8 protein-coding genes are annotated in these 13,013 nt (G+C 46.7%); 6 read left to right on the forward strand and 2 right to left on the reverse strand.

The window, feature by feature from the left end; translation table 11 throughout:
* Positions 1-22: 22 nt before the first annotated feature.
* Positions 23-3,442: a helicase-related protein gene (locus tag NIES208_RS11010; protein WP_075892678.1), complete on the reverse strand. Its 3,420-nt coding sequence runs from the start codon at positions 3,440-3,442 to the stop codon at positions 23-25.
* A gap of 30 nt (positions 3,443-3,472) precedes the next feature.
* Entirely contained in the window at positions 3,473-5,113 is a 1,641-nt protein-coding gene (locus NIES208_RS11015) for a dipeptide ABC transporter ATP-binding protein (RefSeq protein ID WP_075892680.1), read from the reverse strand.
* 116 nt (positions 5,114-5,229) lie between these two features.
* On the opposite strand from NIES208_RS11015, the gene NIES208_RS11020 reads away from it, so the two are divergent.
* The 6 genes from NIES208_RS11020 (at position 5,230) to NIES208_RS11045 (ending at position 12,861) form a co-directional block, all read left to right on the forward strand.
* Positions 5,230-6,219 carry a glycosyltransferase gene (locus NIES208_RS11020; protein WP_075892682.1) on the forward strand — a complete coding sequence of 330 codons (990 nt, stop codon included), beginning with the start codon at positions 5,230-5,232 and terminating at the stop codon, positions 6,217-6,219.
* 168 nt (positions 6,220-6,387) lie between these two features.
* The gene (locus NIES208_RS11025; RefSeq protein ID WP_075892684.1) at positions 6,388-7,725 is read left to right on the forward strand and encodes a TrkH family potassium uptake protein; all 1,338 of its coding nucleotides are present in this window, start codon (positions 6,388-6,390) and stop codon (positions 7,723-7,725) included.
* An 89-nt stretch (positions 7,726-7,814) separates the two neighbouring features.
* Entirely contained in the window at positions 7,815-8,519 is a 705-nt protein-coding gene (locus tag NIES208_RS11030; RefSeq protein WP_075892736.1) for a potassium channel family protein, read from the forward strand.
* Between the two features lie 4 nt (positions 8,520-8,523).
* Positions 8,524-9,198, forward strand: coding sequence for a M15 family metallopeptidase (locus tag NIES208_RS11035; RefSeq protein WP_075892686.1), 675 nt, complete (start codon positions 8,524-8,526; stop codon positions 9,196-9,198).
* A gap of 22 nt (positions 9,199-9,220) precedes the next feature.
* Entirely contained in the window at positions 9,221-10,174 is a 954-nt protein-coding gene (locus tag NIES208_RS11040; protein WP_075892688.1) for a DUF6208 family protein, read from the forward strand.
* A 263-nt stretch (positions 10,175-10,437) separates the two neighbouring features.
* Entirely contained in the window at positions 10,438-12,861 is a 2,424-nt protein-coding gene (locus NIES208_RS11045; protein ID WP_075892690.1) for a GH116 family glycosyl hydrolase, read from the forward strand.
* The last annotated feature ends 152 nt before the right edge of the window (positions 12,862-13,013 follow it).

Below are 13,013 nucleotides of genomic sequence, written 5' to 3' on the forward strand. Positions count from 1 at the left end.
TCCCTGAAAGTGTATTTTGATCCTAACTCTGAAATAAGCCCAGCGAACAAATCACCCTCGCTCCCTCAAACGTCCCATCCGCAGTCACCACACAGAGCGCGTCATGCTCCATGAGGTAAGTCACTTTCTGCGCCAAATCCTCATTAGAAATCCCTGCCCTCATCTCTCGGTTCAACGCGGCGATCGCATTCTGTTTGAGAGGATAAGTATGAATAAGTTCCACTGTCTGCTCTAACTTTTCCCATTCCTCACCCTGAGTCAGTAGAGGAGTAGTTTCTTTAAGCTCTTGGCAATAGCCCATCAATCGTTCATAGACCCTTGCCCTTGCCCCCCGCTTGCTGCCTAAAGTGCCAGCCACTTTTTGCGTTTGCTCCGTGATTAATCGAGATGCCCTTTGGACTAAATCGTGGTGTTTGGGATGACGGTCTTGGGCGGGGGTATCAATACTGCATCGCGCTGTCCGTAAAATTCGCATCTGGGATTGGGTAACGCTGTTGCCATGCTTATCGATCCATGCCAGAGCATCAGTCCCTTCCGCAGTCCGCAAGTAAAGTAAGATTCCTTCTGGATCTAAAGCCGTTGGCTCATGGTGGCGGGTAGAAAAGACCACATCCGGTAACTCGGCGATCGCCCGTTTGAGTGTCGGGTTCGCGTCAATTGCCGTCTGCCAAATCTGTAGAGCTTCCGAGGTTAAATCCACTTCCCCTTCATCGTCATCATCATCGAGGACACCAGACTTTTCATGGTAGAGATTGAGCAGCATTGCCCGTTCTTCCTCATCCTCGAAAAATGCCTCATCAGTTCCTACTACTTCTTGGTTTTCTTTGAGGCGATCGCGTAACCGCCCCCGCAGATTAATGAGCTGTTCCACCCCTTCCGCTGGCAAAAACGAATAACAAAAAATCTCATCCGCCTCCTGCCCAATTCGATCTACCCGACCTGCCCGCTGGATTAACCGGATAATCGCCCAGGGTAGATCGTAGTTTAGGATAATCCGCGCATCCTGTAGGTTTTGACCCTCACTGAGAACATCTGTTGCAACCAGAATCCGTAGCTGTTCCTCGGTTGGAATAGTCTTACCATTACTCTTCGGACTAAACCGCCGCGCTAACTCCGTTGGGTCTTTCGTTCCCCCCGTTGCCAGACCGATCTGATCGATACCTTCGGTTTCCAATGCCTGAGCCAGATAACGGGCGGTATCCGCAAATTGGGTAAAGATGAGAACCTTCTCCTCTGGATGAGTTTCAGTCAGTAATTCAATCAGAGCAGTTAACTTACTATCCTGTGCCGCATCCCAGCCCCCAGCGATTTTGAGGATTTTGATCAGACATTGAGCATCCCGCTCTAAGTCTTCAGCCAGTTCCGGTTGGAATAAGTCAGGGCGAATCCACTTAAATCGACGAGGATATTTCTTCTGATATAGCTCATAGATTGCCGCTGCCCGTTGTTTAAACTCTTCACTGGGAGACAGTTGATCTTCATCTATGGCCTCATCGCTTTCCCAATCTTGAACTAATAGAGAGTCTTGATCTTCATCGGTCGTTCCATCCAGTAGAGCGGCATCCTGCGTTCCAATGGGAATGGGTAAATCATTGGCGATCGCCCACAAATAGACATAGTTCCGTAGGATGTGACGTTCAATAGATTGAATAAATGCTGCTCCACTACTTTCAAGGCGCTTAAACAAATTTGTTCGGCAAAATCCCATTAGCCGCTGCCCTGCATGGGAGAGATTCGCCAAAATTTTCTGTTCTGCTTCCGTCACATCCAAATGCTCAAACCCCGTCGCCAAAATCATCTGACCGGGGGCTTTAGTAGGGGATTTTTTCTTCCTGTTTGATGGCTGAATGACATAGTTCCCCAGACCATACCGAGGTAAACAAAGACCGTTGATCATATCCACCACGCGATCGCCATATAGCCGCGAATAGGGATCAACATCACCTGTCGTATTAAATTTCACTGTGCAGGGACGACGGGTGGGAAAGTAAAATTTGCTGCCATTAGGAAACTCCAGATAGGAACCCCGCTCATCCTGTTTCGCATAGGTATTTTTAACAAAGCCACGGGTACGCCGCACCATATAGCGACTCATTAACTGCTGCCAATCTTCCGGCTCATCACTATGTTCAAATGCCATGAGTGATCGTACTGGAGCTTGATGTCGCCGCCGAAACTTCATCTCCCCACCCAGTCCACGGATATAGGCTTCCGGTTTAATCCCTAGATCCGCATCTTCCCGCAGGAATAACCGTAACTGCGCTGATAAATCTAAATAGCCTTTATTGTAGGGCGTTGCCGTGAGCATGATGCACCTTGCCCCGCTCTGCTCCATATATTCCTTAATCGCCTGATAGCGTTTACCTGCACGGTTCCGGAGATTATGACTTTCATCGATGAGTACCAACCGAAATCGAGCAGGGACTTCCGGTAATACTTTTTCCACTTGACTAATCGGCACAACTTTTCCGCGCAATCCGTACCGCTCCACATAGCCCTGCCACATCGATTCCAAATTCTTCGGGCAAATAATCAGGGTACTTGTGCCATATTCCTCTTCACAAACATGGGCGATCGCCGTTCCTACCAGCGTTTTCCCTAAGCCCACCACATCACCAATAATCACCCCATTGCGCCTATCGATATGCTGCATCGCTACCCGTACAGCCTGCTCCTGAAACTCCAATAAGCCAAAATTTTTCGGGGCTTGATACCGACTTAACCCATCTCTTGCTTCCTGTGATAGGTGATAAGCCATTTTGAGATAAATATAAAACGGTTTGAGCTGACGACCCGCCCAACTTTCATCAATGACCTCAATTAAATCATTGGAAATATCAAGGGCAAACCTATCTTGCCAACGTTGCTCAAACCACTCCGATAGCTTGTGGGTGTCATCTTTATCCGTAACTTCGACATTAAGTTCTCCCTGACCACCCAAACCTGAAAACGTGAGATTACTACTACCGACATAACCCACCCGTGGTGTGGCGCGATCTTCTCGATAAATCAAATAAAGTTTGGCATGGAGTAGATGGCGACAGAACAATTTAACTTCTAGCTTGTTTTCCTTGAGCTGAGTTTGTAAGCGCTTCAGGGTTGCTTCATCCTTGGCGGTGGGCACTCCATAGGTTAGTTGCTCCCGAAACTCTTGAGCCATTAACTTTTGCAAGCGCTTCGATGCCCCTTGATCCATTCCTAGCTTTTTGTTGGCGATATTCCTGATGCGTTTTAATTCATCTTTAGGGGGTCTCTGCATGCCGATCAACAAACGACAATTTCTGTTTTTGCCTGATGCAAACTGCTCAATTTCATCTGCCAATGCAGACCAACCCCGTAAATTGAAATAGCCTACACAAAAGTCTGAACGGTAGCCTTCCCTCAGATAATGCTTAAGTTCTGGGAGTAGTGGAAAATCGCAGTTATCGTAAATCGCCGACATTACAGGTTTCGGGAAGTAGGTGTTTGTGAATTAGATGTTTTGGAGTAGGGGAGCTGCACCAAGCAGTTTTTGGGTGTAGGGATGTTGAGGATTTTTGAAAAGCTCTTCGGTATTGCCTAGCTCGACAATTTTTCCTTGGTTCATCACAGCAATGCGATCGCACAGAAATTTCGCCACCCACAGATCATGGGTAATAAACAAATAAGTCAAATTAAATTCGGCTTTTAGATCTTTCATCAGATCCAAAACTTGGGCTTGGATACTGGCATCGAGCATACTGACAGGCTCATCACAAATCACCAGACGCGGCTGGGTAATTAACGCCCTAGCAATGCCAACACGCTGCTGTTGTCCTCCAGAAAGTTGCCGAGGATAGCGGGAATAATATTCCTCTGTGGGAGTTAGACCGACCTTTTCAAGCATGGTATGGACTTGTTTTTCGATTTCTTCCCCTTGGGCTAAACCGTGAATATGCAAGGGGTCACCAATATTTTCGCCCACGGTCATGAGTGGATTGAGTGATGCATGGGGATCTTGAAAGATCATTTGGAGGTGGCGGCGTTGGGGACGCATGTCAGCGATAGATAGGCGATTTAGCTCTTTGCCTTCAAATATCACTTTGCCGCCTGTGGGGGGGACAAGTTGCAAAATTGTGCGGGAGAGGGTGCTTTTACCGCAACCGGATTCGCCTACTAGGCCGAGGATTTCTCCTTCGTAAATATCGAGGTTGATGCCGTCTACTGCTTTAATGACTTTGGTCTTTTCGCCGGTAATGATTTGCTGGAAAAAATTACTTTCTAGGATGTAGTGTTGTTCTAAATTTTTGAGGGAAAGTAATGGTTTATTGGCAATATCTGGATTAAATTCTTTATCGCTGTGGAGGTGTAAGGCGGCTTCTAGGAGGGAGCGAGTGTAAGGATGCTCTGGCGTTTTAAAAATTCTTTGGACATTACCCATTTCAACGATTTTGCCCTGGTGCATGACGGCGATTTCGGTGCAGTATTCGGCTACCATGGCGAGGTCGTGGGAGATTAGTAGTAAACCCATATTGCGCTCGGTGCAAAGGCGGGTCAGCTCTTGTAAGATTTCGTTGGCGACGGTGACATCAAGGCTGGTTGTGGGTTCATCGGCAATGATGAATGTCGGGTCGAGGAGTAGGGCTAGGGCGATCGCCACCCGTTGACGCATACCACCGCTAAATTCGTGGGGATATTGTTCCCAACGATCTGCGGGGATTCTGACGGCCTTTAAGGTTTCTAGGGCTTTTTGTTTTGCTTCTTGTTTATTTAGTTCGGGGCTATGACAGCGCAAGGTTTCGAGACAATGGTTGCCGATGGTCATGAGCGGATCGAGACGGGTCATGGGGTCTTGGAAAATCAAGCCCATCACTTCACCGCGATAGTGTCGCAGTGCTTCGCCAGTCAGATTTAAAATCGGTTTTTCTTGAAATGTGGATTCACCACGAACCTGTGATCCTCTTGGTAATAATTGCAATAAAGCTCGTCCGATGGTGGATTTACCGCAGCCGGATTCTCCTACCAAACCGAGGCGATCGCCCTGACCCACCGCAAAAGACACACCATCTACCGCCCACTGTAAAGTGCCTCCCCTTGGCGGGTAAGCAATACCAAGATTTTGAACTGTGAGAAGGGAGGTGTCGTTGGGATTCATTGGCAACTCGGCAGCACTGACTCCATGATTTTATCGCTCAGGGTATATTTCTCTGCCTAATTCACCACACAGACGTACAATTTGGATTCGATAAATGCTCTAAACGCCCTTTTTCCATGCGTCCTCTCTACTTTCTTGTACCCGGTGTTAGTAAAAAATTTAATAGTGGTGGTTTGTTTGCAGAGCTCAATACCTATGAGCTAGCGGCAAAACTCCAATCAGCCCAGCTCGTGACCTATCGCGAATCGTCTGAGGAGTTTCTGTTTTTACCGGATTTACTGGAAAAGGTGGAGCCAAATTCTGCCATTTTTGTGATCAGCTGGGGCTTCGATATTCCGAAGTTGATCAAAAAACTGCGATCGCACCACGTTATTTACCATGCCCATAGTACGGGTTATAACTTCAAATTACCCAGCGCCATTCCCATCTGGACTGTGAGCCGTCACTCCATGGGCTATTGGGGAGAACATGCGCCTAATAATCCTATTTTCTATTTGCCTAACCAAATTTCGCCCATTTTTGAAAATCGCCATTTAGAGCGGGATATTGATGTGCTGGTACAAAATCGTAAAACCTCCAGTTATGTTCTGGAGCAGCTGATTCCTGAACTTGAAAAGTCTTGCCATGTCAAAATCCTCGATCACTTTGTGCCCGACATTAGTGAATTATTTAACCGTACAAAAATCTATATTTACGACTCTGCTGAATATTGGAATAACAATGCGGTCAGCGAAGGTTTTGGTCTCCCGCCCCTAGAGGCGATCGCCTGCGGTTGCCAAGTCTTTTCCAGTGTGAATGGAGCCTTAGCTGATTACCTTGACCCCGGTTTTAACTGCCAGAAAATTAGTACCTATAACCTCAAATATGACGGCGATCGCATCCTCCATGCCGTACAAAATTTTGCAGTCAACGACGCAGAAGCCTTCGTCCAACAGTACCGAGAGCAAGCTATCCTACCGCGCCTCGAAAAAATCTTACCCGCCGTCAACCGCTTTTTTGATTACAAAGAAACCAACCCCCCCAATATCACTATCCAACGTAAAAACAAGCTCCTCATACAGCTCAAGCTCGAACTCCGCAAACTCCTCGCCTCCTACCGCCCCTAAACCCAATCCCCTCCCTTCTCCCCCTCTCCGCGCCTCCCCCATCTCTCTCTGCCAAAAGTAAGTTGTTTTACCTAGCAAGTTCTCAGAACTGACGAAGCCCGCTAGGATTATTGTCACCAAGAAACCAGAAGGCCTGTAATACCGTTACAGCCCTAAGCCTCAAACACTATGACGATCGCCAGAACTATTTGCCTAGGATTTTTAGGCGCGATTTTATTCGGAGCCTTTTTATTGATGCTGCCTTTCTCTGTGGCAACGGGAACATGGAATGATCCTTTAGTCGCCCTATTTACCTCTACTTCAGCTGTGTGTGTGACGGGGTTAATCGTGGTGGATACAGGCACAGCTTTTTCCAATTTTGGGCAATGTGTCATTTTGCTCCTGATTCAAATTGGGGGGTTGGGCTACATGACCTTATCTACTTTTTTGATGTTGTTAATTGGTCGCCGTTTTGATTTGGCGCAGAAATTTGCCATTAAAGAATCTTTTGATCAGCCCTACAACCAAGGAACACGCACATTAATTCGCTCGATTATTGCAACGACTCTCATTGGTGAACTCACGGGAATTTTTCTGCTGTATATCCGTTTTGGACAGGACTTTGGCGCAAAATCAGGACTTTGGCTTTCCATTTTTCACAGCATTAGTGCTTGGAATAATGCCGGATTTAGTCTTTTTTCCAATAGCTTAATGGGCTACCACAACTCATGGATTATTAATCTTGTGATTCCAGCCCTCGTGATCTTTGGGGGGATCGGCTATGAGGTGATCATTGAATTTTATTTGTGGTTACAACATCGCCGTAAACGTAAGGTACGGCAGTTTAGTTTTTCCCTTAACTTTACGGTAGTGACCCAAACAACTTTATGGCTATTGGGTTTGGGGGCGATCGCCTTTTTATTTGTGGAATGGGCAAATATCAGCACTTTAGCCCCAATGGATAATGTGACCGATAAAGTACTATCGGCTTGGTTCCAGTCGATGACGACCCGCACAGCCGGTTTTAATAGCATCGATATCGGCAAAATGACCACCGCAGGCCTCTTCGTCACCATGGGTCTCATGTTCATTGGCGCTAGTCCAAGTGGTACGGGCGGTGGCATTAAAACAACGACATTAAGTATCTTGGCACACTGCACCTTTTCTGTTTTGCGCGGCCGAAACTATGTCACGATCCGCCGTCGTGAAATTCCCAACGGTACTGTACTGAAGGCGATCGCCGTCGTGTTTGGTTCCGCAACAGTGATTACCATTGCCACAGCAGTGATTTCCATTGACAACCCCGATATCAACCTCATTGACGTTTTATTCGAAGTAATTTCAGCCTTCGCAACAGTGGGCCTCTCCACAGGCATTACCGCCAGCCTGTCCACAGGGGGCAAAATCGCTATTATTTGCACAATGTACTGCGGACGAGTCGGCATTTTACTGCTAATGTCAGCTTTACTGGGTGACGCGACACCCCAACGTCTAAATTATCCTGAAGAAAATTTGCTTGTGGGATAATAAACTTCATCAATGGCTGCCACCATCACAGCATGGCAACCCTACGTACAGACAAACTTTACAGTTGTGAGGCTAGATAAAACGTGAATCTGCGTAATTGGAACTTCCTTTTTCAAGGTTTCCGACGGAATGAAGAACATCGCCAATTTGCCGTTATTGGTTTGGGGCGCTTTGGTCGAGCCGTTTGCGGCAAGCTGCATGATATGGGCTACGAAGTCTTGGGTACTGATATTAGTGAAAAACTCGTCGCTAAGGTGATGTCAGAAAAAATCGTTTCCCAAGCAGTACAGCTGGATTCCACAGAGGTAATGGCGTTACGTCAGGCGGGCATCTTTGAATTTGACACGGTCATTGTGGCGATCGGTAATTATCTTCAAGAAAGTATCGTCACCACTCTCAACGCCAAAGAAGGCGGTGTCGAAAATGTCGTCGCTAAAGCCTCGTCAGAAGTTCACGGCAAATTATTAAAAAGAGTCGGCGCAGATCGCATTGTTTATCCGGAATATGAGGCTGGTTCGGCGCTAGCAATGACCCTAACGCGACCCTCTATTCTTGATCGTTTTAATATTGACAATAAACATTGCATTGTTGAAATTCGCATTCCCGAAATATTTCACGGTAAAACCCTTGCTGAGCTCTCTTTGCGGGCAAATTATGGCGTTAATGTTTTGGCGGTGGGCAATGATGATAATTTTGAGATTAACCCTTCTCCAGAACAACGCCTTGATAAAAATTTAATGATGATGGTGATTGGTACTAACGAAGATATTAACCGTCTACCGCTGTCTAATTAGTGCGATGAAACCCTATCAATCTATCCCCATTGTCGAATCGGAAGAACCTTTAGCGCCTATTCCTACAGATCTGTTTCAGTTAATGCAACCCCATCCTTATATGGTTTTGGGGGCTTGCTATGGTGAGCGATCGCCGTATTTTTTGCGGGAAATGGTCTTGCGGCGTTTAATTGCGGCACAGGTTTGTTTACAGGAAAAGAGCGCTGATCTTAGCCTGCAAATTTTTGATGCCTATCGCCCCATTGCGGTGCAGGAGTTTATGGTAAATCATACCTTTGCTGAACTAAAAGGCGATCGCCCCTTAGATGCGTTAGGGGAAAAAGCGGTATGGGAACAGGTCTATCAATTTTGGGCTTTGCCCAGTGAGAATCCTGCTACGCCTCCCCCCCACAGTACGGGTGCAGCCGTGGATCTGACCCTCGTAGCGACCGAATCTGGGACGGCCTTAGCCATGGGCGGTGAAATTGACGAAATCGGCGATCGCTCCTACCCCGACTTTTATGCCGATTCTCCCAACCCGATGGAACATCAATATCATCTCAATCGTTTATTGCTGCGCGAGGTGATGACAAAAGCAGGTTTCGTGCAACATCCTAACGAATGGTGGCACTTTTCCTACGGTGATCAGATGTGGGCTTGGCAAAAGCAAAAGGCGATCGCCCACTACGGTAAAATCTAGAACAATTTTTTTGATAGTGCCCATGTCTCTAAAAACGTGGTTAGAAGTTCCCCTTGCGATCCTGTCTTTTGGCTTTTATAAAGTCAGTAAATTTACCATCGGCAAGCTCTATACCCTTTACCTTAGTCGTAATACTGAACAAAGTAAAACTTGGCGAATTATTTCCGAAAACCTCCTTAAAAAGCCACTAAGTTTGTCCGTTTTAATGACAAAAGCTCCCCGCTGGAATACCCATGCCATGATCGGCACATTAGGACCCATTTCAGTAGAGTCAGAACTGATCATTAATTTAGACACAATTCGCAGCTCTACAGAATCTTGGGTGGGTTGTATCTATGATTTCCCCTCCTATAAAACTGTCACTAACTTTGAAAGTTTAACGGATGATCCGGGACAATCTACACTAAAAATAAAGTTGCCCAAAGGTAAATATACAGTAGGTTTACGCTACTATCATGCCAAAGAAAATATTATTTATCCAGTGGTCACTACCGATGCCGATATTCACGTGCCACCCCTTAAAATAGAGTCTGATAATAATGATTTCTACAAAACTTTAGCGAGTAAAAAGAACTGGTATTTTTCTTGGCTGCACTATTATGTATTTACAATTTTGCAGCTGCGCCATTTATTGCCTGAAAGTTTTGTGAAATACGAGTTTTTGCCTGTGGGTGCGACAGATACTCAGTTTTTCTTTGGGGCATTAAAACCAGATGAAAACCTACAGATTGATATTGCAGAATTTTGCCGGTCTAACTATCGTTATTATTTGACTTTTTATAACCGTGCAAGCTTCCCACTTTGTTCGCAAAAACTAGAAGGAAATACAGTGATTTCTGCTTTAGGTGAAGAGGTTTATTATCTAATTCGGATGCGCCCTAATTCCCTCGATGCAAAGGAGAAAATGCCGACCATTACTGGCCATGAAAAACAATTAGAGATGTGTGAAAAACAGCTTGTTATTAAGTCGTTTTAATAATAGTTTTAATGAGGTTAAATCTAGGTATTTTTTCTAACTCTGGGGCGGTTAAAGCATCGCGATGACCATTGGGGATGGACGAATATTCCTAGGCACTAAACCTCTGGCAAGTGACTATCCATCAAAATCATCCATGTGCGAGAAGTAACAAAGCAAAGTTATAACTCTTGGGCTTAACGAAAGCTCTTCATCTGGGATATTGAAGACGATGAAAACGATAGACTGATACTTGAATCTTTTTATTTTTGGCGATCGCCCCTATGAAGCTACTTGTGCAACCCCCCTCTATCCCTGATTGTGCATGGCAACGTCCCATTGGTTTGGGCTGGGAAAATCCTTATACGGTGCGTTATGCGAGCAATCTTGATGATGGGCCTTGGCATGGGATGCCCCTCGGTGGGTTTGGGGCGGGTTGTATCGGGCGATCGCCGCGCGGTGACTTTAATCTGTGGCATTTAGACGCGGGCGAACATACTTTTCGCAATGCAGGTGCTTGCCAATTTAGCGTTTATGAACAGACCGAAGAGGGTGATGTGCAAGCCTACGCGATGGCGACGGAAGCGCCAGACGACGGCACATTAGAGAGTTGGGAGTGGTATCCGACGGAAAAAGGAACCTACTCGGCGTTGTATCCCCGCAGTTGGTATGAGTACAAAGATGTTTTTAATGTGGAGCTGACCTGCGAACAGTTTACGCCCATCATCGCGGAGAGTTATCAGGAGACCAGTTATCCCACCGCCGTTTTTGAATGGTCTGCCCATAATCCCACCGATAAGCCGATCACCGTCAGCATTATGATGAGCTGGCAGAATATGGTGGGCTGGTTTACGAAGGCAACAAAAGTCCCCCAAGTGGAATTGCGCGACGACGGCTCGCCGGTTTATGAATATCAATCGCGGTGGGGCGATAGTACTGGCAACCTTAATCAATGGATTCAAGATCGGTATCGCGTCGGTTGCTTGTTAACCCGCGTGCGTCCCCATGATCAGATTAGTGAAGGGGAAGGGCAAATTTGTTTTGCGACGGTCACAAATCCCACCCTCGAAGTTTTTTATCACAACCGCTGGAACCCTTCTGGTGATGGTCGTGATGTTTGGGATTACTTTGCGGCGAATGGTTCGTTGCCCGATGTAGAAGATGAAACGCCTGCCTCCCCCGGTGAACAAATCGCTGGGGCGATCGCCGTGCGGTTTACGGTCAGACCCGGCAGAACGAAAAAGATTCCCTTTTTCCTTGCATGGGATTTTCCGGTCATGGAATTTGCGCCGGATATTACCTATTTTCGACGCTATACCGATTTCTTCGGGCGTAGTGGCCATAATGTTTGGTCGATTATTCGCACCGCCATGAAGCACAGTGACCTCTGGAAAGAGCGCATTGAAGAATGGCAAAAACCCTTTTTGAGCGACAAAAATCTGCCCGACTGGCTAAAAATGGCGCTATGCAATGAACTGTATTTGCTGACCCAAGGTGGCAGTTTATGGACAGCGGCAACGGAAGATGATCCGGTTGGGCAATTTGGTATTTTAGAATGTCTAGAATATCGCTGGTACGAAAGCCTCGATGTACGCATGTATGGCTCCTTTGCTTTGGCAATGTTGTGGCCGAAACTCGATAAATCTATCCTCGAAGCCTTTGCCCGTGCCATTCCCAGTAGCGATGATACCCAGCGGGCGATCGGCTACAACAAACTCATGGGCTACGAGAATTTTATGGCTCCCCGTAAGCGGGCTGGCGCAACCCCCCATGATCTTGGCGCACCGAATGAACATCCGTGGGAAGCGACAAATTATACCGCCTACCAAGATTGCAATCTTTGGAAAGATCTCGGTTCAGATTTTGTGTTGCAGGTTTATCGCGACTATGTAATGACTGGCTCGAAGGATACAGAATTTCTCTGGTCTTGTTGGGAAGGGGTGGTGCAAGCGCTGGATTATCTCAAAACCTTTGACCTCGACTGTGATGGCATTCCCGAAAATGGCGGTTCCCCCGACCAAACCTTTGATGACTGGAAACTTAAAGGCATCAGTGCCTATTGCGGCGGTTTATGGATTGCAGCGCTAGAGGCGGCGATCGCCATTGCAGAGGTACTAAAAAATAATCGCAGTATTTACGAAGCACACCAAAATCAAGTCACCCCTGAAGAATTCGACGCGGCGATCGCCAAATATCAAGACTGGCTCGCGAAATCCCGACCCTTATACCAAGACACCCTTTGGACAGGTAGCTATTACAAACTCGATAGCGGCACAGAGTCGAAAGTAGTGATGTCAGACCAACTTTGTGGCGAATTTTATACTCAGCTTTTAAAACTACCGAACGTCAATCCCGGCGATCGCACCGAAACCACAATCAATACAATTTACGATGCCTGCTATCTCAAATTTCACGACGGCAAATTCGGTGCAGCAAACGGTCTGAATCCCGACGGCACGCCCGAAAAAGCCGACGACACCCATCCCCTCGAAGTGTGGACTGGCATTAATTTTGGCATTGCTGCTTTTATGATTCAGCAAGGCATGAAAGACGAAGCCCTCAAAATGACCGAAGCCGTCGTCCATCAGGTTTACTCTAACGGTCTGCAATTCCGTACCCCTGAAGCCATTACCGCGAATAATACTTTCCGAGCCAGCCATTATTTACGTGCCATGGGTATTTGGGCTGTATATCATGCGCTCAAGTAATCACGTTTAAGTAATCATATGTGAGTTTTGCTTAAGCATGCTCGGAAGTACGACGCGGTGAATGAGAGAGCGAGAGATCGGGAGATGTTTCTATGCAAACAATCCTAGCTTTCAAAAAATGCAAATTTTCGTTGCTTCCCCGTGTCTTTCCC

Source organism: [Limnothrix rosea] IAM M-220 (genome assembly GCF_001904615.1).
Taxonomy (GTDB): Bacteria; Cyanobacteriota; Cyanobacteriia; order Cyanobacteriales; family MRBY01; genus MRBY01.

What these genes read in the sequence shown, in the direction of transcription:
- NIES208_RS11045 (WP_075892690.1), top strand. Translation starts at nt 10,438, where the DNA reads ATGAAGCTACTTGTGCAACCCCCCTCTATCCCTGATTGTGCATGGCAA.
- NIES208_RS11025 (WP_075892684.1), top strand. Translation starts at nt 6,388, where the DNA reads ATGACGATCGCCAGAACTATTTGCCTAGGATTTTTAGGCGCGATTTTA.
- NIES208_RS11010 (WP_075892678.1), bottom strand. Translation starts at nt 3,442, where the DNA reads ATGTCGGCGATTTACGATAACTGCGATTTTCCACTACTCCCAGAACTT.
- NIES208_RS11035 (WP_075892686.1), top strand. Translation starts at nt 8,524, where the DNA reads ATGAAACCCTATCAATCTATCCCCATTGTCGAATCGGAAGAACCTTTA.
- NIES208_RS11020 (WP_075892682.1), top strand. Translation starts at nt 5,230, where the DNA reads ATGCGTCCTCTCTACTTTCTTGTACCCGGTGTTAGTAAAAAATTTAAT.
- NIES208_RS11015 (WP_075892680.1), bottom strand. Translation starts at nt 5,113, where the DNA reads ATGAATCCCAACGACACCTCCCTTCTCACAGTTCAAAATCTTGGTATT.
- NIES208_RS11040 (WP_075892688.1), top strand. Translation starts at nt 9,221, where the DNA reads ATGTCTCTAAAAACGTGGTTAGAAGTTCCCCTTGCGATCCTGTCTTTT.